We start from the raw sequence: 21,355 nt of genomic DNA, 5'->3' as shown, positions 1-21,355 counted from the left end.
TTCCTTAAACTTGGCTGATAAATTTGTTGGTGAGATAGTGCTCAATTCCCTCAATGCCGCCTTCCGAGCCGTGACCGCTTTCTTTCATTCCACCGAAAGGCAGCTCGGTGGCGACGATGCGGTATTGGTTGATCCCGATCATCCCGGCCTCCAAGCCGTCAGCGACGTCAATTGCAGTTCGAGCGCTGGAAGTGAACGCGTAGGCTGAAAGTCCGTAGGGCAAGCGGTTGGCTTCTTTCAGGCCATCAGTCAGGTCATCGAAAGGCATCAACACGGCGATGGGCCCGAACGGTTCTTCGTGCATGACGCGGGCGTTCATGGGGACATTTGCCAGAACCGTGGGTTGGAAGAAAAAGCCTTCACCTGGTAAGGCCTCGCCACCGACCAATACTCGTGCACCTTTCTCCACGGCATCGGCTATCAGCTCTTCCATCTTTGCCAGCTGCCTTGGGTTGGCGAGCGGACCGACCTGCGTCTGCGGATGCAGGCCATTACCGATTCTCAGGGCTTTGGTTGCAGCGACAAAATGATCGACAAACCTTTCATATGCGCCACGCTGGATCAGAAAACGGGTGGAGGAGATACAGACCTGGCCAGTCCCTCGAAACCGGTTCGCGACACCCTCAACAGCGGCCTTTTCAATGTCTGCGTCTTCAAAGACCAGCACGGGTCCGTGGCCACCCAGTTCAAGGGTGATTGGCTTGACGCCCTCGGCTGCTCGGGCTGACAGGAGTCTGCCGATGGGCACTGAGCCGGTAAATGTCACCTTACGAATGATCGGTGAGGCGATCAGGTGACTGGACACTTGATCCGGGACGCCAAAGACCACTTGCAGTACACCTTTAGGCAATCCTGCATCGTCGAGGGCGCGAGCCAGGGCCAGCGCCGTGGAGGGGCTTTCTTCGCCTGGCTTGAGAATGACACTGCAACCGGCAGCCAAAGCTGCCGAGAGTTTGCGAGCGGGAGTAATGGCCGGGAAATTCCAGGGTGTGAATGCCGCCACAGGTCCGATGGCCTGGCGTTTTACCAGTTGCAGTACGCCTGGACGGTTGGCCGGTACAACACGGCCATCGATACGACGGGCGCTTTCGGCGAACCACTCAAAGTACTCAGATGCACGGGTAACTTCATCCATGCTTTCACCCAGCGGCTTGCCTTCTTCCAGTGTCATCTGCGCTGCAATGTGAGGTGCTCGTTCCAGGATCAGATCGGCGGCCCGTTTCAGGATTTTTGCGCGTTTGTCAGGTACGGTCTGGCGCCATTCTTCGAAGCTCAGTCGAGCCACTTCAAGGGCGTGATCAAGGTCGACTGCGGTGGCGAGGGGGACGCGTCCGATTTCACGTCCGGTTGCCGGGTTAACGACAGAGGCTGAATCGCGCCCTTCGGCACTGATCCATTCACCACCGATAAAAAGATAAAGCGGATCGTATGAACTGTTCATGATTTGGCCTTCAGTTGGTTGTCAGGGATTCGTATGAAGATCGGCGCCTGAGTGGCTGTGCCGCAGGGCCTGTTCAGGCGGCCTGTGCAACCAAGTCTATGGAAGGTGAGCCATTTGATTTAGTCGGCCAAAAGGGAATCATTGTTGTACCCAGAAGTAATATCGAGCACAGGGAGGAGCGTGTAGCATCTGGGGCAATCGCTCGTTCTCACGGGTAATTGTCAGATCTACAGGAAGGTCGGGATGGATAAACTTTCGAACATGTCGGTGTACGTAAAGGTTGTCGAGATGGGCAGTTTCACTGCCGTGGCAAACCATCTGGACTCCACAGTAGGTAACGTATCGCGTGCTGTGTCCGCACTTGAAAACGTACTCGACGCCCGTCTGTTGCAACGCTCGACTCGGCGTCTCTCGGTGACCGATGCGGGCCGACGGTTTTATGAGCGGTGCACGAAAATTTTGGCAGACCTTGAGAGTGCGGAAGCCGAAGCGAGCAATGCAGCCTTGAATCCCAGGGGAACTCTACGTGTGCATTGCGTACCCGGACTGGCGAGGCAACTGGTCACCGGCGCCGTGCTGGAGTACCGCAAGGAATTTCCGGATGTGACCGTGGATTTAATGCTGTCCCAACGAATGCCCAACCTGCTGGAAGACCAACTGGATGTCTCGATCCTGATTGCCCGAACGCTGCCGGATTCCGCGTATGTCAGTCAGAAGATTGGAATCAGCCATTGTGTCTTGGTAGCGTCTCCAGACTATCTGAAGAGGCATGCGGCCCCGCTGACCCCAGAGGATCTCAGCGATCACCAATGCCTGCTGCTGGGCACTGTGGACTATGTGAGGGATGAGTGGCAGTTGAAGAGCAAGGCGGGTGACGCGAAATTTGCGCCCACGGGGCCAAGTTTCAGCGTGAATGATATGGACGCGATGGCGGTTGCCATACGGGAGGGCGCTGGGATCGGCTTGCTGGCAGGATTCACGGCCATCGACGACTTGCGCTCAGGGAAGCTGGTGCGGGTCTTGCCTGACTATCACACGTACGAGCGCAACGTTTATGCCGTCTATACCTCTCGACAGTTTGTCGACGCAAAGATAACTCGCTTTATTGATGTGTTAAAAAATCAGGTTGGCAGTGAGCTGGCAACCACTGCTAAAGAACTCATCGATTGAAAAGTGACTAGTAATAAAGGTACTTGCGCCTCGGTCAGGAAACGCTCTGAGGCGCAATTATTGTAAGAACCGGTTGATCAACCGTTGCTGCAACCGCTGCGGCGACGTCAAGGTGGGTGGCGTATGTATATTGCTCGATAGGAGCCTGTTGCCCTTGAGTTTCAGCCCAGGATTGTCCGCCTCTGGCCGTTTTCTGCCTTTGGCGGCCGGCTGAAAACAGCCCAATTGCGGTCATTCAGAACTCTTTCGCATTTCGCCATGGATACTTTTTAGAACCGATCTGCGATTCAATTGACTGTTAGCGCCTATGAAACTGGCACAACGAGGGTACTGACTTGACCGATCTGCTCCTGATCATAAACGGAAATATTACTGCCTTCTCCTTCTAAGCTGTGATGACGAATGTAGGGGGGGCTGACGTACCCGTATCGATGTCGTACCACTCAGCGATCACAGAAGCGAATACCGCCCTTGGCCTTCAAGTGGCTTGGAGCCTCGACGATCTGCACAGTTACGATTTCCGCCGGTATTTCGTAGCTTTCCACCACGGCCTCGGTGATCCTTTTCAAAAGCAGATGTTGCTGTTCTACAGTCTTACCTGCGGCGGCATAGACGATGACTTGCGGCATATTGGTTTCCTTCGATTCAGCAGAGTGGCTGGGACTGGGTGTCCGACGATCCACAAGCAGTCAGCGAGTCAATTCTGACTGACGTAGTGCATGCGAATTAACGAGATCCCGAGGCCACTGACCTTCGAGCCCCATCAGCAAGTTGTCCAAGGCACGCTTGGCCATCGCATCGCGAGTGTCATTTGTTGCCGAGCCAATGTGAGGTACCGTCACGACATTTTTCAGCTTGAAAAGCCTTGAGTCAGTCAACGGCTCTTCCACGTAGACATCCAGGCCGGCCCCCCGAATCGTCTTTTCCTCAAGCGCTTGGATGAGCGCGTCCTGATCAACCACCGGGCCCCGAGAAACGTTAATCAAAATGCCCTCTGCGCCAATTAGTGCCAGCTCTTTTTGGCCAATGAGGTTTCTGGTTTCTGCTGTCAATGGCACGACCGGACAGACAAAATCAGACTCAATTAACAGCTGTTCCTGCGGGACAAATCTTGCACCGAGTTCTTGCTCCAGCTGAGGTTTACGACTTTTGCCGCTGTACAAAATATTCATGCCGAAGCCGAAACATCCCCTGCGTGCGATGGCCTCTCCGATTTTGCCCAGACCGATAATACCCAAGGTTTTTCCGTGCACATCACATCCAAAATAGGAGGTGTCGATTGTCGTTGACCAATTCCCATTTTTTGTCCAGGCATCAAGCTCCGGGATACGTCTCGCTGAGGCTAGAATCAAGGCAAAAGCGAGATCAGCAGTGGTTTCGTTCAGCACATCCGGTGTATTGGTCAACATGATCCCCCTGCTATTGATATAGCTGAGGTCATAGTTGTCATAACCAACCGAAATGCTGGAAATGATCTCAAGGTTTTTAGCCGATGCCAGCTCAACCTCGCCCAGGCGACGATTCCCGCCGATCAGTCCATGAGCGTTGGGAAGGGCTGCCTCGAACTGAACATCCATGTCACCAAGTTTGGGGCTCATGATGACGATGTCGTACTTATCTATGTAAGGCTCTAGCATGCTGGGCGAAACTCGGCTGAAGGCCAGGATTGTCTTTTTCATGACGCTTTATTCCACCTGTCTCAAGTTCAATTGGAGCCGTTATCCGACTTCAAATAGGTATTTGCCCATTCGCGGTAATTGTCCGAAAGTGTGTATTTTGAAAGCAGCTCAGGGAGCGAAAGCTCGCGCCCCCCTGCGCCACTTTGTTCGCGCAGCGCCTCGTAGGTCGCATTAAGTGCGGACAAATACGGGGCATGTCCATTGACCACTATCCGTACATTCGCCGCGCTCAGTTTCTCAACATCGCCCAGTGCAGGATTGCCGTAATTGATGAGCATGATCGGAACGGTGAGATGCGCTGTGAGTGCTTCCAGATGCTGCAAGTCCTTTACTCCAACGAAGCAAATAGCGTCTGCGCCAGCCTTTTCATAAGCCGTAGTCCGAGCAATCGAATCTTCCAAAGTGGTAACGGCCACGTTCGTCCTGGCGATGATGCTAAGGGCATCATCTGATCGGGCAAATCGTGCGGCGTAGATCTTGCTCGCGGCCTCTTCCATGTTGATGAGGACGTGCGATTGTTCGTCGTACTTGGCGGGCAGATGCGTATCTTCCAGCGTCAGGGCGGCAACGCCGGCCTTCTGTAACTCCGTAACTGTCCGCATCACATTGAGCGCGTTTCCGAATCCATGGTCGGCGTCCCCAATGATTGGGATTTGGCTGGCACGCCCGACTCTGGAAACCTGCTCAACATACTCATCGAGCGTGAGTAACGAGATATCCGGGGCACCCAGCACTTGAAGCGAGGCGACCGATCCACCCTGGATAGCGACCTCAAAGCCAAGGTCATCAGCCATTCGAACAGAGATCGGATCAAATACTGATGCGGCAAATTTACAGGCTGTTCCATGAAGCAAATCACCGAACGCCTGTCGTAGTTCATGATGAGATCGCTCAATCATTTTTCGGCTCCATCACATTTCAACTGAGTACATCGCTGAATCGTCCTGTGAGAACGAGACATAGCATTGGCTACCGGTCATTACGCCTTGTTTGAAGAGGAATGACCGGTAAGCGATGGCGATTACTTTTGCGCCAGCAACGCTTTACGCTCTGCTTTCTCGCTTTTCATTGCAGCAATTTCACGCTCGCAGGCTTCGACATCGAACGAGTTGTCCCACTTGGCAATCGCGATAGTGCCGATGCCGTTGCCGATCAGGTTGGTCACGGCTCGCGCTTCGTTCAGGAAACGGTCGATGCCCAAGAGCAGTACAAGGCCTACCAGCGGAATGGAGTGGATGGTTGTAAGCGTTGCCGCAAGGGTTATGAACCCGGCACCCGCCACACCAGCGGAGCCTTTTGAGGTCAGAAGGAACACGCCCAACAGAATCATTTGATCCACAAACGTCAGTGGCGTATTGGTTGCCTGTGCGATAAAAATCGCGGCCATGGTGAGGTAGATGCAGGTGCCATCCGCATTGAAGGCATACCCAGTTGGTAGCACCATGCCCACCACTGACTTCTTGCAGCCCAGCTTTTCAAGTTTCACCATCATTCGCGGAAGCACGGCTTCGGTTGAGCAGGTGCCAAGCGTGATGAGAATTTCATCTTTGAAATAACGAAGAAATTGCAATAGCGGCATGCCCGACCATCTAGCAACCGTGCCCAGCACTACCACGATGAAAATCAAGGTCGTGATGTAGAGCGCGATCAGCAACTGGCCGAGTGACAACAACGAACCAATCCCGTACTTGCCGATGGTAAAAGCCATCCCTGCACCGGCACCAATCGGAGCCAGGCGCATTACCATTGCCACGATCTTGAACAACCCTTGCAGAAACAGATCGATGGTATTGATCAGCGGTTTGCTGGTTTCGCCCATTTGAACGAGGGCAACGCCCATCAAAACCGAAATCAGAATGACCTGAAGCATGACTCCATTCGAGAATGCGCCAATGAAGGTGCTCGGGATTATGTTGAGAAAGAAATCGATTGTTCCGCCCTGTTCACTGGCGGCTTGGCTGTACTTGGTGATAGCGCTGGCATCAAGCGTGGTAGCGTTGATATTCATCCCAACGCCTGGCTTTGCGATATTGACCACAATAAGGCCGATGACCAGCGCAATGGTTGAAAGGATTTCAAAGTAGAGCAGCGCTTTGACGCCGATCCGCCCGACTTCCTTAATGCTGCCCATCTTAGCGATACCAACGACGACGGTACCGAAAATGATAGGCGCCAACAGCATTTTGATGAGTTTGATAAAGCCATCCGCAAAAGGTTGAAGCCTGGCTCCGAATTGCGGTTCAAAGTGGCCGATTGCTGCACCGATTACGATGCCGATCAGCACCTGCACATACAGCTGGCTGTACCAGCGGGACTTGGAGATTTCCACGGAAGCACCTCATTTTATTTTTGTGATGGGCGTGTGGCGTGGCGTCAGTGGATGACGCCGGATAACTGTGGCCTCAAGCGCAGAGGCCACAGTTCGGGGCTATCAGCCCTCGCCCAGCTCGCGCATAACTGCGTACAGAGCTGACTTGGCTTCAAAACCAACACCAGGGATGTCAGGAAGGCCTACGTAGCCGTTTTCAACCTGTATGCCGTCAGCAAATCCACCGAATGGCTGGAATACGTCCGGATAGGATTCGTTACCGCCCAAGTGCAGGCCCGCAGCGATGTTCAGGGACATCTGGTGACCACCGTGCGGCACTACGCGGCGAGAAGACCAACCCATTTCCTCCATCACCTTCAAGGTGCGCATGTACTCCACGAGCCCGTAGGACAGTGCACAGTCGAATTGGAGATAGTCGCGATCAGGGCGCATGCCACCGTGGCGCAGCAGGTTACGTGCATCCTGGTGGGAGAACAGGTTTTCACCAGTAGCCATTGGCAGTTCGTAGTGATTGGCCAACTCGGCCTGGAGTGCATAGTCCAGCGGATCGCCAATCTCTTCGTACCAGAACAGGTTGTACTTTTTGATGGCTTCAGCGTACGCAATACCTGTCTGCAGATCGAAGCGACCGTTGGCATCTACCGCGAGGCGACGACCGTCGCCAACCACTTCGAGTACCGCTTCGATGCGACGGATATCTTCGTCCAGTGGCACAGCGCCGATCTTCATCTTGACGACGTCGTACCCACGATCCAGATAGCTCTGCATCTCTGCCTTGAGCTTGGTCTGGTCTTTGCCTGGATAGTAATAGCCACCCGCCGCGTAAACCCAAACCTTGTCATCTGCCACGCCATCGCGATAACGGTCGGCCAGCAGGCGGTATAGCGGCTTGCCTTCGATCTTGGCAACGGCATCCCACACGGCCATATCAATGGTGCCGACTGCAACTGAACGTTCGCCGTGGCCACCTGGCTTTTCGTTGGTCATCAGGGTCTTCCAGATGGCGAACGGATCCAGGTTGTTGTTCTCATGGTCGATTAGAGTGTCCGGATCAGCTTCCATGATTCGCGCCAGGAAGCGATCACGCATCAATGCGCCTTGACCATAGCGACCGTTGGAGTTGAAGCCGTAGCCGATGACAGGTTTACCATCGCGAATCACATCCGTGACAACAGCGACGACCGAACAGGTCATTTTGGAAAAATCGATGTAGGCATTGGCGATTGGGGACGCAATCGAAACTGTTTTTTCACGGATGTCTACGATACGCATGACGGGTTCCTCTTGTTGTTGGTGGCCCCACGTTATGCTTTGCGATGACACTCGCCCAATGCTATTAATGCCGCGCCCTATGCACAGGAGGCATTGCCCTTGGAACTCGTCTGGCTCGAAGATTTTTCAGCTCTTGCGGAATACGGCAGCTTTGTTCGTGCCGCAGAAGCGCGGCACGTTACTCAGCCGGCATTCAGTCGCAGAGTCCGTTCACTGGAGAATTGGATGGGGGTGGATTTGTTTGTGCGCACCCCTCAAGGAGCAACGCTTACCGAGGCAGGAAGGCAGATTTTGCCCGCTGCACAGGAGGCTGCCAGACGCTTGTACAGAATGCGCACAGAGGCACAGGAAGTGGCTGGGATGGCAGCCAAAACACTGCAATTCGCGGCAACTCACTCCCTGTCATTTACATTTTTCCCAAGATGGCTGAGAAGTACTGAAAACGGCGCGCCGATAGAGGCTGTACGCCTGCACTCAGATAGCATGGCTGTTTGTGAACAGATGCTGATCCAGGGCCAGGTTCAGTTCCTGCTCTGCCATCGCCACCCCGACGTTCCGCCGTTACTGGCTCCCGATCAGTTCATTGGGAAAAAGGTTGGAGAGGATGTGCTAGTGCCTTTGGCAAGCGTCTCTGCCAATTTTGGTACCTCACCTGAAACGCTGCCCTACTTGGCATACACCCACGAATCGGGTCTAGGCCGCATCGTCGCTCACCGACTTCACGGAAAGGAAGACTACCTTCACCTAAAGCCACTTTTCAGCAGCCACCTTGCAGCGGTACTGATGTCCATGGCCTTGGAAAGCAAGGGTGTCGCATGGTTACCGAAAAGCCTGACAGAACAGGAAATGGCTGACGGTCGTCTGGTCAGGGCACTCGACGAAAGCTGGGATATTCCCCTAGAGATTCATCTCACTCGTCCCAGGGCCCCAATCAGCCCCTCTGCGGAAGAGTTCTGGGCCAAGCTGGGTGACTAGTCATCTCATTTCGCTCGAGGCCGCGAATTTCCTACAACAGCCAGTGCGGCCTCGCAGCGAGGACTTTATGTTTGATGTGGTTTTTTAGAGCCAATGGCCTGCGCGCTATATTTCGAACATTCAAGTCATGAGCCAAAGGCGGGACAGCCTCAAATGATCGATTGGGCTATGTACCTTCTATTGGGCGCTGCCCTGGGTACGTTATGCCGGGGGCTGAGGCCGATCACTGTCCTGACGAAAGACAGAAATCGACCTCAAACCCCTCTCATTCGGTTTCCGCCGCGGATCGACGCGTGGTAAGCGTCGGCGATCGAGGAACTAAACGGTTCTGACTGCCAAAGCTTTTTGCCGACGATACAGAATCGTCGTCGCCGTGAACCCGCACACCGCCGCGAACATCAGCCAGTAGGCAGGTGATGCCTTATCGCCCGTGGCCTGGACAAGCAGCGTCGAGATTGCCGGGGTAAAACCGCCAAACACCGCGGTGGCCAAACTGAAGGCCAGTGAAAACCCGACGACCCGCACGTTCTGTGGCATGACTTCGGTCAGTGCCGCGACCATGGCGCCGTTGTAAATGCCAAAGAAGAATGAGAAGTACAGCAGGACAGCGAGCAGTCGTTCGAAACTCGCCGCCTCTGCCAGCCAGTGCATGGCGGGATAAGCAGTGAAGATGCACAGCAACGATATCGCCAGCAACAGTGGCCGACGGCCAATGCGGTCGGAGAGGGCGCCGCCGATAGGCAGCCAGATAAAGTTGCTGATGCCGACCAGCAATGTGACCACCAGGCTGTCGGTGGTGCTCAAGTTCAGTACTGTCCTGCCAAACGTCGGTGTGTAGACCGTAATCAGGTAGAACGTGGTGGTGGTCATGGACGCCAGCAAACCGCCCGCCAGTACGGTGCGCCAGTTGTCACGCATCGAGCGAAAAACTTCGCGAGTTGTTGGACGATGGCTGCGAGCCGTGAAGGCAGCGGTTTCTTCCAGTGAACGACGAATAATGAAAATGAACGGGATGATCACGCAGCCAATGAAGAACGGAATACGCCAGCCCCAATCGGCGATTTCAGCGGCTTGCATCGTGGCATTGATCGTGTAGCCCAACGCGGCCGCGACGACGATCGCCACCTGTTGGCTAGCCGATTGCCAACTGGTGTAGAAACCCGTGTGACCGGGGGTGGAAATTTCCGCCAGATACACGGAAACGCCGCCCATTTCCGCGCCGGCGGAGAAGCCCTGTAGCAGCCTGCCCAACAACACCAGAATCGGTGCCGCCACGCCGATGGCGGCATAGCCCGGCACCAGGGCGATCAATACGGTGCCGGCGGCCATGATCGACAGCGTCACGATCAGCCCCTTGCGACGGCCCACCTTGTCGATGTACGCCCCCAGCACAATGGCGCCTAACGGACGCATCAGGAATCCGGAGCCGAATACCGCGAAGGTCATCATCAACGAGGCAAACTCGCTGGTGGCTGGAAAGAACGTCCGGGAGATGTAGGTCGCGTAGAACCCGAACAGAAAGAAGTCGAACTGCTCGAGAAAATTACCGCTGGTGACCCGCAAAATGGCGCCCAATTTGGACCCCTTGGCTCGGGTTGTTGCCGTTGTCGTTTTCATCATGGCTACCGTTATGCTCACTATTGTTTTTGGAATGAGTGCTTCAGCCGTCAGTCGCTGCCGGCGTTGATCGGGTTGGGTTGACGCTTCTCGATGGCGTGTTTGAGCAGCGCTGCGCTGCGGAATATTCCATGGGCGAATTTGCTGTAGGGCATGGTCAGGAAAAACGCCATGACCAGGCCGAGATGGATAGCCAACATCAAGCCCAGGGCGCTGGTTTCGCGCAACGCCAGGAGCGCCAGGCCGCTTGCGCTGACCAGAAACAGCAGCGCGATGAAGCCGCGATCCATGGGTTTTTGGTTCTCGTCGCCGTGCGCAGGGTTGCGACGCAGGTTCAGCCAAAGAAGACCCGCCGGGCCGATCAGCAGGCCGATGCCACCGGCAATACCCAACATCACCGGCAAGCTGAAGATCGGATAAGGCGCCGACCACTTCAGCAGATAGTGAAAGAGCGTGGCGACACCGGTGGCGGCGAAGCACAGCATGAAGCCGTAGAAGGTGAGGTGGTGGAATCGGCGTCGCCACAAGGTGAATTTATCATCGGCATTGTTGCAGCCCTCGCCATGGCCACCGTCCAGGTATTTGAGTTTCGCGACGTTGGCCGTAGCCTCCAATGCAGCGGACGCTTTCAACGGCAGTGGCGCTGCGACCGGTGAAACGTTGCGCCAGAAGCGCCGTACACCCAGGGTCAGGGCAAGTACCGCAAAGCCGAACACCGAGCCGAACATCAGCGCCAGGGTGTTATGCGGGAAAATCTTGTAGAAGTCGCCCCCGGGAATGGCCGTGAACAGGTTGCCCATGAGCATCAGGGTCAGGCATAAAAACAAGGCCAGTCCCCCACCGGAAGCCAGCGCCAGGGTCAGGCCGTTGCGCTGATACAACCTGCCCATCACTGGCGGCCAGGCGTATTCGGCGTAAGTATCCAGGCGCACTTTGGCCATGGCTTTGGGTATGTTGACGTCGAATTCGTGTGGGGCGGCGTACTGACAGGCGTGCAGGCACGCGCCGCAGTTGTGGCACAAGTTCGCCAGGTAATGAATGTCGGCCTGGGTGAATTCCAGGCGCCGGGTCATCGCCGGAAATACCGCGCAAAAGCCTTCGCAATAACGGCAGGCATTGCAGATGGTCATCTGCCGCTGGACTTCACTTTCGTCAAGATTCAACACCGGGATCAGCCCGCCCGACGCTTGGGGATCAAACAGTTGCATGTCGAGACTCCGAGTTTGCAGATGAAACGCCAAAGCCCACCGAAGCAGCCGCCTGCACACCGGCGATACGGCCAAACGCGGTACCGATGGCCATGCCGATGCCGGCGGTGTAGCCCTTGCCCAGAACATTGCCGGCCATCATTTCTCCCGCGACGAACAGGTTGGGGCTCGCTTTGCCGTTGAAATGCACGGCAGCGGTTTCGTCGGTGGCGAGGCCGAGGTAGGTGAACGTGACACCCGGTTTAAGCGGGTAGGCGTAGAAAGGTGGTTTCACCAATGGCCGCGCCCAATGGGTTTTGGCGGGCGTCAGTCCTTGGGTGTGGCAGTCGTCCAACGCCGTGTGGTCGAACGTGCCAACGCGGCAGGCGTTGTTGTAGTCCTCGACAGTCTTGACGAATTTTTCTTGAGGCAGCTGCAACTGACGGGCAAGGTCTTGCAGGGTATTGGCGGTGGTTCCGGGAAAGACCGGCGGCATGAAGCGGCCGATGGCTTGTTGATCGATGATCGAATACGCCTGCTGACCGGGTTGTCCGGCCACCAGACGCCCCCAGATCGCATAACGCTTTGGCCAGAAATCCTCACCTTCGTCGTAGAAGCGTTCGCCATCACGATTGACCACCACACCCAGCGATACGCAGTCGATACGGGTGCAGATGCCGCCGTCGTAGAGTGGCGCGCGGGCATCAATCGCGACCATGTGTGCTTGCGTCGGATCGCCGATCACATCTGCGCCAAGGTCGAGCATGCGCCGTAGCAAAATGCCGGTGTTGAATCGGGTGCCCCGGATCAGGAAATTGTCCGATGGCCATTCACCGCGCTCGTTCTGACCCCAGGCTTCGCGCAGCCATTCACGATTGGATTCGAAGCCGCCGGCCGCCAATACGCAGGCTCGGGCTTCAATGCGTTCCGCGGCGAAATGCTGACCGTCGACCTCATGTTCGCCCACGTGGGCGGCGACGAATTTCCCCCCATCCAGCTCGATGTCGGTCACTTGCGTGTTGTAGCGAACTTTTACACCCAGGCGCTCGGCGCTGCGGAAATACGCATTGACCAGCGCTTTGCCGCCGCCCATAAAAAATGCATTGGTCCGCGCCACGTGCAGCGCGCCGGACAGCGGTGGCTGAAAATGCACGCCGTGCGAACGCATCCAGTCGCGGCAAGAAGACGATGCCCGAATGGCAATGCGTGCAAGCTTTTCATCCGTGAGGCCACCGGTAACCTTCAACAGGTCTTGCCAGTATTCTTCTTCCGGATAGGCATCGATCAGCACGTCCTGCGGTTCGTCGTGCATGCACCGCAGGTTACGGGTGTGTTGGGAGTTGCCACCGCGCCAGATTTTCGCAGAGGCTTCCAGCAGCATCACGCTGGCGCCCGCTTCTCGCGCCATCAGAGCGGCGCACAAGGCAGCGTTGCCACCCCCTATGATTAAGACATCGATCATTATCGCTCCTCGATTTGCAAGGAAGCGGGAACGAAGTGCTCCTTGCGAGTGGGGAGAACGATAGGGTGGGGACGGAGTGGCCGAAAGGCTGCATTTGACGCGGGGTGTTTAGTTTTTCTAAAGGCTTTTTCGTCAAGACGGACTCATGTGTCCGGGGTGAAGGAGGATTACGCGTCTACACCTTCTATCCATGTCGCTCCTGGCCACTGTTTGTCGACGACCAGCTGTCGCGCCACATCGACAATGACCAACCGCGTTGCCAGCGCCGCCGGAGAGAGTTCGTCGTCAGCCAGCGTCGCCAGAAGATTACGCCGGCCCACATGGGGATCGGCAATCCTGATCAGTGAAAGTCCGGACCCGTCTTTCAATGCAGCGGCGGCCCCCGGTTGTATCGTTGCCGCATGACCGGCCCGAACGGCGTTCATCAAAACAGCGAGGCCGTCGACCTCCATAATGACATTGGGCGTTAGCCCGACCCGCTCGAACGCGCTGGTCAATGTTGAACGCAACCCATGCTGCACGCTGGGCATCACCAGCGGCAGGCCGCCGAGGTCGGCTAACTGCACGCTGTCGCCAGAAGGCGCTTGAGGCAGGCTGGGCGAGGCAATGACAAACAGCTTTTCATCCAGCAGCGGAGTCACGCTCCAGCGTTTCCCCCCTTCGAGCTGGAAGAGGATGGCCAGATCAATTTGCCGTGCGTTGAGTTGCGCCGCCAAGTGGCCGGAAAGCATTTCCACCAAATGCAGTTGTATGTCCGGATAACGCGCACGCATTGCGTTGATCAACGGCAACGCGAGCACCGTTGCGGTAGTCGGCGGTAAGCCGACGCTGACATAACCGCTCATTCGCCCGCGATGGGCGGCCATGATTGCGTTTTCCGCCTGGCGTAGCGTCAATTGGGCATGGTGTAAAAACGCAAATCCGGCGCTAGTGGGCGTCACGCCGGTGGAGGTTCGATTCAGGAGGCGGGTGCACAGTTCGCTTTCCAGCTTGGAGATTTGCTGACTGAGGGCTGACACACCAACGTCCAGTTCAAGTGCCGCACGCCCCAGGCTGCCCAGCTCGATGATTTTTACGAAATAGCGCAGTTGTCTCAATTCCAATGTGGCTGCTCCCCGCGAATTTGTTATTCAAATACCTGAACGTCTGTCACGCAAGTTACGAAGCCCGACGAGGCCGCATTGTCGCAGGTTTGGGTTGGCCGTTGAGCGCGTGCGCCTTGTCGAGGACTGTAGCCGTTGCCCCGAAGCTGTCATCGAGACTGAGGCCATTGATAACGGTTGGCACAGGGAGTGTCGAATGACCGCTCCTCGCCGGTTGCTGTTTGTCAGGATGAACTCATTGCGGGGTCATCGGCACCGCTGCGTCATATTGATGAATTCCAAGTTCCTGATGATCGTAGCCAGCGTATTTCGCACACGGTCTCCAACCTCACCGGAACCTGCATTGTGGAATAATTTTGTACATTGATAGGATAAGCTGATCAATCTGTCTGATCCCGAGTGCGCACCATGGCCATAAACTTCGACCTCAACGACCTGCAAGCTTTTCGCGCCGTGGTCGAGCAGGGCAGTTTTCGCAAAGCCGCCGACACCGTGCGTATCTCTCAGCCTGCGCTGAGCCGGCGTATCGAAAAACTTGAAGACGCCCTCGGCGTACGATTGTTCGAACGCACTACACGTAAGGTCAGCTTGACTCAGGCCGGGCGCGGTTTCATGCCCAGCGTCGAGCGCTTGCTGGACGATCTGGACGTGGCGCTGCTGGGAATCAGCGAAGTCGCCTCGACCCGGCTCGGCCATGTCACGGTGGCCTGCGTGCCCTCGGCGGCGTATTACTTCATGCCGCGCGTGATCGCCCATTACCACCGGCAGTTCCCGAGGATCAAAGTAAAAGTGCTCGACTCGAGCGCCCACGACGTACTCAGCGCCGTCGTCAATGGCGAAGCCGATTTCGGTCTGAGCTTTATGGGTACGCTGGAGACTGAAGTCGAGTTCGAGCCATTGGTGCAGGAAGGTTATGTACTGGCCTGTCGGCGCGATCATCCATTGGCGGGTCGAACCAGCGTGACCTGGGATGAGTTCTATCAGCAGGATTACATCTCGCTGGACAAGACCTCGGGCAATCGCTTTTTGCTGGATCAGGCGCTGACCGGAATCGTGCCGCACCGGCAGAGCATCTGTGAAACCCGGCATGTGACGACGATGATCGGCTTGGTGGAAGCGGGGTTGGGGGTCGCGGCGGTGCCGCTGATGGCGATGCCGGCAGCTGATCACCCGATTCTGACGCGGGTGCCGCTGACCGACCCGCAGGTGATGCGCAGTGTCGGCCTGATCAAGCGCCGGGGTCGCACGTTGACCCCGGCTGCGTTGGAACTGGAACGGCTGGTGGTGGAAATGAAAGTTCAGGTCAGCGACTGACCGAATCCAGCCCGGTGGCCTTTACATCCGGTTGAGCGGTCGAGGAAGCCAAATACTCCAGCAACGCCTTGGCTTCAGCCGGGTGTTGCGCACCCACTGGAATGCCGGCAGCGAAACGCGTTACCGATTGCACCGACTCTGGAATCTTTGCCACAAAACTTACGCCCGGCACGGGCAGCAATTCGCTGACCTGCTGGAAGCCCAGTTGGTAGTCGCCAGCGGCAACCACCGAGCCCACGGGGATTTTCGAGATCATCTTCGATTTGGGTTTGAGTTGGTCTTCAATGCCCAGGCGCTTGAACAACTGATTCTCGATGTACACGCCGCTGGCGCTATCGGAATAGGCGATGGACTTCGCGTCGAGCAAGGTCTTCTTCAGTCCGTCAACGGAGCTGATGTCCGGCTTCGTCGCGCCCTCGCGCACTACGAGCCCGATTCGGGAATCGGCCAGTTCAACCCGTGAAGCGGGATCAACTTTGCCTTGCTTGATCAGGTCATCGAGGGCGTAGCCGACCATGATCACTACATCAGCTTTTTCTCCGCGAGAAAGGCGGTTGGGAATAGCTTCCGGCGCTTTGCCCATCGACGGGCCAAGGGCGGTGTCGAGCGTGTGGCCGGTAGACGCGGCAAATTTAGGGCCGAGGATTTTGTAGGCAGCGGTGAAACCACCGGAGGTCATCACGCGGATTTCTTCGGCTTGGACCAGGGTGCTCAGACTGAGGCTGGTCAACAGGGCGAAGGCGGCAACATTGAATAGTTTTTTCATGGTCATTTTCTCGAAAGTGCAGGTTCAAGACATCGCTGATTGGAGGCGGTAAGTCGAGCGGCGATAGAGATATAACGTGGCGCACAGGGCGCAGAGCGCGGCGAAACTCATCCAGTAACCGGGTGCGGCCTTGTCGCCGGTGTACTGAATCAGGAAAGTCGACATCGCCGGGGTGAAACCGCCAAACACCGCCGTAGCCAGGCTGTAAGCCAGGGAGAAACCGGCGACCCGAACTTCGACCGGCATGATTTCCGTGAGCGCCGCAATCATCGCGCCGTTGTACAAACCGTAAATGAACGACAACCACAGTAAGACCAACAGCATGTTGACGAAGCTGGGCGCGTTGACCAGGTAAGTCAGCGCTGGATACGCAGTGGCGAGGGTTAACAGTGCCATGGCGATCAGCACTGGACGCCGACCGATCCGGTCAGACAACGCGCCGCCAATGGGTAACCAGAAGAAGTTCGAAACACCAACCAGCAAGGTCACCAATAACGCATCGGACGTACTCAGGTGCAGCACGGTTTTGCCGAAGGTTGGCGCGTACACGGTGATCAGGTAAAAAGCCGTGGTGGTGAGGGCGACCATCATCATCCCGGCGAACACGATGACCCAGTTCTGCGCCAGAGTGCGGAACACATCGCCCATACTCGGCCGATGCTTGCGCGCTTCGAATTCCTTGGTTTCTTCGAGGTTACGGCGCAGGAAAAAAATGAACGGCACGATCATGCAACCGAGGAAAAACGGAATCCGCCAGCCCCAATCGGCAATCATTGCGGGCGCCATCCACTGATTCAACCCGTAGCCCAAAGCCGCCGCGACGATAATCGCCACTTGCTGGCTGGCCGACTGCCAACTGGTGAAGAAGCCTTTGTTGCCCGGAGTGGCGATCTCCGAGAGGTACACCGAGACACCCCCCATTTCCGCACCGGCCGAGAAGCCTTGCAGCAAGCGACCGATCAGCACGAGGGCGGGTGCAAATAACTCGATGGTTTCGTAACCGGGCACCAACACAATGAGAATCGTGCCGCTGGCCATAATCGACAGCGTCACGATCAAGCCTTTGCGCCGACCCACATCGTCGATGTAAGCACCGAGTACCACCGCACCCAACGGACGCATCAGGAAACCCGCGCCAAACACCGCGAAGGTCATCATCAGGGAGGCAAACTCACTGCTGGCCGGGAAGAACACAGCCGCAATCTGCGTAGCGTAAAAGCCGAAAAGGAAGAAATCGAACTGTTCGAGGAAGTTACCCGAGGTAACTCGAAAAATCGCACTGGCGCGTGAACGCCCGGAAGGGTTTGATGTTGTCATTGACCTGTACTCCACCGCTTTTATGACGTGCGCTGCCTGGACGCGGCGCACGGATCTTATTAGGGCGAATGGTGGAGTAGGGGGATCGATATGATAAGTGCATTGTTGGCATTCATTAATGCATCAAACAGATCAATGGAAGCAAAGGGCAGGGCCGGTAAGCGGCTCACGGACGGTCCTTCGTCGATTTCCGGGTACCAGGTTGTTTTCAATCGGTCTGACAACTGAAAGCTTCAGGGAACGATTACCTCGGCAAGCTGGGTACCTCTAGCCCGACTTTCACACGGTCCAGCGCCACGATGGTCTTGAACCAGGTCACGTTGGCATTCTCGGCAAACAATCGCCGCGCCAACGCCTGGTATTCCTGCATGCTGGCAACGGTTAACACCAGGACGAAATCCACTTCGCCGGTGACGTAGTAGCACTGCTGAACTTCGGGCACCGCGAAGTGTGCCTTCATCGCCTCCAGTGCCTCGATGCTCGTGCGCTCGGCCATCACCTCCACAATGATCGTGATCGGCCGTCCTACGGCGGTGGGATCGACGATGGCGACATTGCCCGTGATGACACCCCTTTCTTCCATCCGCTTGATGCGGCGCTGCACGGCGGCCGTGGAGAGATTGACCTGCTCGGCCATCAGGCGCAGCGGTGTGGTGTTGTCGCGCTGGACGAGGTCCAGGATGGCACGGTCGAATTTGTCCAGTGGTTCAGAGGCTGCGTCGATTTTTGCCATGTCAGGCCCGCGAGAAAATTTCTCGAAAACTACCAGAAAACTGCGGCCCTTTATCTAGCTGCGAGAAATATTATCTTGCCTGCAGACGGCTCTCGCCGCCTTGATCGGGAATTCACACAGGATAATTGGCATGCTCGCACTGTTTCATCTTTCCCCTGTCCTGTTGGTGACAGCCATGCTCGTCGTGCTGCGCCGGCCGCCCGTTCATGCCGCCATCGCCGGCACTCTACTCGTCGTGGTGCTCTGGCTCGCCGGCGTTGCCGAATCGTGGCAGCCGAGCAGTATGGTGGCTGCCGTTCAAGATACCGCTGTGCTGTTTGCCAGCACGGCCTTCGTGATCGTGCCGGGTCTGGCCTTCGTGATTTTTATCGAGCGCCTGGGCGTCAACCTGGCGCTGAGCCAATGGGTGCGGTCACTGGGTTTGCGACGCGGCGATCAAGTGGCGTTCATCGTCCTCGGGCTGGCACCGTTACTGGAAGCGATGACTGGCTTCGGCGTGTCATTGATCGCAACGGTGCCCCTGTTGCTCAGCCTCTTCGAGCGCCGGGTCGCGCTGCGCATAGCGCTCGCCGGCATGGCAATCATGCCGTGGGGAACGCTGGGCCTGGCTTCGGTCATTGGTGCCTCGCTGGCTCACCTGGACGCCGCCGCGCTGGCGTCGACCTCGGCACTCACCAGCGCACCGGTTTTTTTCGCCCTCAGTGCGATAGCGCTCTATCTGGCAGGCGTTCGTGAGTGGCGGGAGTGGAGGGCGCTGGGCGTTTTCTGGCTGCTGTTTGTAGGTGTGCTTTACAGTGCCAGTCGGTGGTTGGGGCCGGAAGTGGCCGGTGTTGCCGCGGGCCTGGTGACGGCCGTTGCCGTTCTATCGGCCGGGCTTTGGCGCTTGCGTCGCAGCGATAGTGAGCGCGGTTCAGTGCAATGGCCGCGTCAGGCCTGGCCGTATCTGTTGCTGATTGTCTACATCGTCGCGTTGAAGATGGTGTGGACGATCACCTCTTGGCAGGACAGCTGGATCGTACAAGGTGCCCAAGTCACCTGGAAGCCACTGGCATCACCCGGCCTGGCGCTGGTTCTGGTGCTGATCGGGTTAGGTTTTTACACGCGCAACACACCACGCCAGACAGCGTCCGACATCAGTGTGCCTGCTGCCTTGGCGGCGCGTGCGAGGCGGCCATTGCTGACCATTTTTTTCTTTCTCGCGATGTCGCAGATGATGGTGAAGGCCGGCTTCCTCGCGGGCTTGATGCAACTGCTGGCGGGCTTGTCGCCCACCGCCGCGACGTCGCTGGTGGCCCTCTTTGGTGCGTTGTCAGGCTACATGACGGGGTCGAACGTGGGCGGCAACGCGATCTTCATGCCGGCCATCGCGATGTTGCCCGAACACTCTCGGCTGTTGCTGGCAGCGGTACAGAACAGCGCGGCAGGGCATGCCGCACTGGGCTCGCTGTCGATCGTCATGCTGATCCTGGGTCTTGCCAAAACCCAGGCAACGGAAGAGGGCGAACTGGTAAGGTTTGGCTTCGCGCTGGTCTGCCTCAATACGGCATTGGTCGCGTTGGGCGCAGGGTTGCTGAGCGGGTGGTTTGGATAGCATTGCCGGGTGAGCTGGCCGGTCTGGGCACGACAACGAGTTTGAACGTGCTCAGGCAAATGCAGCCTCGACAAATGCTTCCAGCGCCTTGGCTTCCAGGATCTCGATAGAGAAGTGACCGAAGCGCTTGGGCAACCAGATGATGCGTGTCCCGGACGGGGATTGCAGGTTCGCACGGGCCAATGGCTTTCCGTTTTCGTCTTCCGGTTGAACACCCGCCGCCATCAATTCGTCATAGGTCTTTTCGATGTCCGGTGTCGAGTAGCAATGGCGATAAATCATTCCCTCGCCCGAGGCGTCCAACAGCTCCCGTAGATTCCCCGCCAGTGGCTGTACCAACATGAAACGCTCCTGACCGATCAGCGCAATCGCGTAGCGTACATGCAAGCCACCTCTTTCCCAGACGAGCGTTTTGGAGATCCTGGCTTTCAGTATCTGTGCGTAGTAATCACAGGCTTCTTCGAGATTCTCGACCAGTACATCGATGTGGCTGAGCTTCAGATCCATGGCATGCCTCCTTCCGAATTGATGTCCATGGTAACTACCGCACCTTCGGAACTCGATGGCGTCATAAAAAGTCATCCAAGTGATGCCATTCACCCATGGATGAGACATGGGCGACCCGTGAGGAAGAGTGTCTGCTTTTTTGCGGTTGTTGCCTGTCGAAATGACTCTTTTGTCCTAATTCCTATTACTTTTTCTGCAAGGACGCTCCCGTCCAATCTTCATGCGGGAAGCTCCAATTGTTCATAGGCATACAGCCCATGGCTCGCAGGATCGGAACCCGCGCTGTCAATCGCGTCTAAGATTCAGAGAGATGTCCCGCCACACTGAAGGAACGACTCATGCTCAAATCACGCTCATTGGTTGTCGCGATTACATGTCTTGCGCTGGTCAGCGGCTCAGCGACTGCACTGGCCGATCCCGGTAATGGAAAGGGCCAGGGAAACGGCAAGGGAAACCCGCAAAACAGCCAGGTACATGGCAATCAGGGCAGCAAAGGCAAAAACGCCGGAGGCGGTGATTGGGATCATGGCCCGAGCATCAATCGAGGCAGCATCCTCGGAATCATTGGCGGTTACAGGGATTACTGGAGTCCCGGCCCTGCTTTGCCACCCGGCATTCAAAAAAACCTCGCTCGGGGCAAGCCTCTTCCACCCGGCATTGCGAAAAAACTGGACGGTCGGTTGGTTGGCAGGCTGCCGCACTACGACGGATACGAATGGCAGCAAGCGGGCACCGATTTGATACTGGTCGCGCTGGCAACCGGGCTCATCTACGAAGTGCTCAACGGAGCGTTTGATTAATGGATGAGTGAAGACTCGGCGATCGTTCTGGCGGCATGCTGATTGGGTCAGTGCGCACCGCATCCCGTCTGTCGCATGACTTGAACTGCGGA

General features: G+C 56.7%; 19 protein-coding genes. 5 read left to right on the top strand and 14 right to left on the bottom strand.

Annotation, left to right across the window (positions count from 1 at the left end; all coding sequences use genetic code 11):
- Nucleotides 1-4 precede the first annotated feature (4 nt).
- Nucleotides 5-1,441 carry an NAD-dependent succinate-semialdehyde dehydrogenase gene (locus tag ACM1ZW_RS28695; protein WP_414884373.1) on the bottom strand — a complete coding sequence of 479 codons (1,437 nt, stop codon included), beginning with the start codon at nucleotides 1,439-1,441 and terminating at the stop codon, nucleotides 5-7.
- Between the two features lie 243 nt (nucleotides 1,442-1,684).
- Between ACM1ZW_RS28695 and ACM1ZW_RS28690 the strand changes: the two genes are divergently transcribed.
- Entirely contained in the window at nucleotides 1,685-2,611 is a 927-nt protein-coding gene (locus ACM1ZW_RS28690) for a LysR family transcriptional regulator (protein WP_416739846.1), read from the top strand.
- A gap of 443 nt (nucleotides 2,612-3,054) precedes the next feature.
- Here ACM1ZW_RS28690 and ACM1ZW_RS28685 read toward each other — a convergent pair whose 3' ends face one another.
- From ACM1ZW_RS28685 to ACM1ZW_RS28665, 5 genes are all read right to left on the bottom strand, one after another.
- Nucleotides 3,055-3,240: a tautomerase family protein gene (locus ACM1ZW_RS28685; RefSeq protein WP_017338373.1), complete on the bottom strand. Its 186-nt coding sequence runs from the start codon at nucleotides 3,238-3,240 to the stop codon at nucleotides 3,055-3,057.
- A 60-nt stretch (nucleotides 3,241-3,300) separates the two neighbouring features.
- On the bottom strand, nucleotides 3,301-4,290 hold the full coding sequence (locus ACM1ZW_RS28680; RefSeq protein ID WP_416739845.1) for a 2-hydroxyacid dehydrogenase: 990 nt from the start codon (nucleotides 4,288-4,290) through the stop codon (nucleotides 3,301-3,303).
- Nucleotides 4,291-4,316: 26 nt separating this feature from the next.
- Nucleotides 4,317-5,189, bottom strand: a complete 873-nt coding sequence (locus ACM1ZW_RS28675) for an isocitrate lyase/PEP mutase family protein (protein ID WP_416739843.1) — start codon at nucleotides 5,187-5,189, stop codon at nucleotides 4,317-4,319.
- A 122-nt stretch (nucleotides 5,190-5,311) separates the two neighbouring features.
- Complete coding sequence (dctA, locus tag ACM1ZW_RS28670) at nucleotides 5,312-6,619, bottom strand: C4-dicarboxylate transporter DctA (RefSeq protein WP_017338376.1); 1,308 nt, start codon at nucleotides 6,617-6,619, stop codon at nucleotides 5,312-5,314.
- A gap of 102 nt (nucleotides 6,620-6,721) precedes the next feature.
- Nucleotides 6,722-7,891, bottom strand: a complete 1,170-nt coding sequence (locus ACM1ZW_RS28665; protein ID WP_017338377.1) for a mandelate racemase/muconate lactonizing enzyme family protein — start codon at nucleotides 7,889-7,891, stop codon at nucleotides 6,722-6,724.
- Between the two features lie 99 nt (nucleotides 7,892-7,990).
- Here ACM1ZW_RS28665 and ACM1ZW_RS28660 point away from each other — a divergent pair, with 99 nt between their 5' ends.
- A complete protein-coding gene (locus tag ACM1ZW_RS28660; protein ID WP_414878344.1) occupies nucleotides 7,991-8,866 on the top strand; it encodes a LysR family transcriptional regulator in 876 nt (291 codons plus the stop codon).
- A gap of 318 nt (nucleotides 8,867-9,184) precedes the next feature.
- On the opposite strand, the gene ACM1ZW_RS28655 is transcribed toward ACM1ZW_RS28660, so the two are convergent.
- The 4 genes from ACM1ZW_RS28655 to ACM1ZW_RS28640 form a co-directional block, all read right to left on the bottom strand.
- Nucleotides 9,185-10,486, bottom strand: coding sequence for an MFS transporter (locus tag ACM1ZW_RS28655; protein WP_031318821.1), 1,302 nt, complete (start codon nucleotides 10,484-10,486; stop codon nucleotides 9,185-9,187).
- Nucleotides 10,487-10,533: 47 nt separating this feature from the next.
- Nucleotides 10,534-11,691 carry a tricarballylate utilization 4Fe-4S protein TcuB gene (gene tcuB / locus ACM1ZW_RS28650; RefSeq protein ID WP_416739842.1) on the bottom strand — a complete coding sequence of 386 codons (1,158 nt, stop codon included), beginning with the start codon at nucleotides 11,689-11,691 and terminating at the stop codon, nucleotides 10,534-10,536.
- Nucleotides 11,678-13,132 (bottom strand): FAD-dependent tricarballylate dehydrogenase TcuA, encoded by a 1,455-nt coding sequence (gene tcuA / locus ACM1ZW_RS28645; RefSeq protein WP_017338381.1) that lies wholly within the window; start codon nucleotides 13,130-13,132, stop codon nucleotides 11,678-11,680. The genes tcuB and tcuA overlap by 14 nt, the downstream gene beginning before the upstream one ends.
- A 167-nt stretch (nucleotides 13,133-13,299) precedes the next feature.
- Nucleotides 13,300-14,235: a LysR substrate-binding domain-containing protein gene (locus ACM1ZW_RS28640; protein ID WP_416739841.1), complete on the bottom strand. Its 936-nt coding sequence runs from the start codon at nucleotides 14,233-14,235 to the stop codon at nucleotides 13,300-13,302.
- A gap of 408 nt (nucleotides 14,236-14,643) precedes the next feature.
- On the opposite strand from ACM1ZW_RS28640, the gene ACM1ZW_RS28635 reads away from it, so the two are divergent.
- Nucleotides 14,644-15,549, top strand: a complete 906-nt coding sequence (locus ACM1ZW_RS28635) for a LysR family transcriptional regulator (protein WP_414878347.1) — start codon at nucleotides 14,644-14,646, stop codon at nucleotides 15,547-15,549.
- On the opposite strand, the gene ACM1ZW_RS28630 is transcribed toward ACM1ZW_RS28635, so the two are convergent.
- The 3 genes from ACM1ZW_RS28630 to ACM1ZW_RS28620 form a co-directional block, all read right to left on the bottom strand.
- A complete protein-coding gene (locus ACM1ZW_RS28630) occupies nucleotides 15,539-16,315 on the bottom strand; it encodes a substrate-binding domain-containing protein (protein ID WP_017338384.1) in 777 nt (258 codons plus the stop codon). The two genes, ACM1ZW_RS28635 and ACM1ZW_RS28630, sit on opposite strands and share 11 nt — an antisense overlap.
- Nucleotides 16,316-16,339: 24 nt before the next feature.
- The gene (locus ACM1ZW_RS28625; protein WP_416739840.1) at nucleotides 16,340-17,632 is read right to left on the bottom strand and encodes an MFS transporter; all 1,293 of its coding nucleotides are present in this window, start codon (nucleotides 17,630-17,632) and stop codon (nucleotides 16,340-16,342) included.
- Nucleotides 17,633-17,876: 244 nt separating this feature from the next.
- Nucleotides 17,877-18,365: an Lrp/AsnC family transcriptional regulator gene (locus tag ACM1ZW_RS28620; protein ID WP_416739839.1), complete on the bottom strand. Its 489-nt coding sequence runs from the start codon at nucleotides 18,363-18,365 to the stop codon at nucleotides 17,877-17,879.
- Nucleotides 18,366-18,495: 130 nt separating this feature from the next.
- Between ACM1ZW_RS28620 and ACM1ZW_RS28615 the strand changes: the two genes are divergently transcribed.
- Nucleotides 18,496-19,956: a transporter gene (locus ACM1ZW_RS28615; RefSeq protein WP_416739838.1), complete on the top strand. Its 1,461-nt coding sequence runs from the start codon at nucleotides 18,496-18,498 to the stop codon at nucleotides 19,954-19,956.
- Nucleotides 19,957-20,007: 51 nt separating this feature from the next.
- Here the strand turns inward: ACM1ZW_RS28615 and ACM1ZW_RS28610 are convergent, their stop codons facing one another.
- On the bottom strand, nucleotides 20,008-20,463 hold the full coding sequence (locus ACM1ZW_RS28610; RefSeq protein WP_416739837.1) for a VOC family protein: 456 nt from the start codon (nucleotides 20,461-20,463) through the stop codon (nucleotides 20,008-20,010).
- Nucleotides 20,464-20,801: 338 nt separating this feature from the next.
- Here ACM1ZW_RS28610 and ACM1ZW_RS28605 point away from each other — a divergent pair, with 338 nt between their 5' ends.
- Nucleotides 20,802-21,263, top strand: a complete 462-nt coding sequence (locus ACM1ZW_RS28605) for an anti-virulence regulator CigR family protein (protein WP_017338389.1) — start codon at nucleotides 20,802-20,804, stop codon at nucleotides 21,261-21,263.
- Nucleotides 21,264-21,355 lie beyond the last annotated feature (92 nt).

The organism is Pseudomonas sp. NFX71, from assembly GCF_048079215.1.
In the GTDB taxonomy this organism is placed as follows: Bacteria; Pseudomonadota; Gammaproteobacteria; order Pseudomonadales; family Pseudomonadaceae; genus Aquipseudomonas; species Aquipseudomonas fluorescens_B.
Note: the sequence above shows the minus strand (reverse complement) of the source record. Positions and strands in the feature narration are given on the sequence as shown.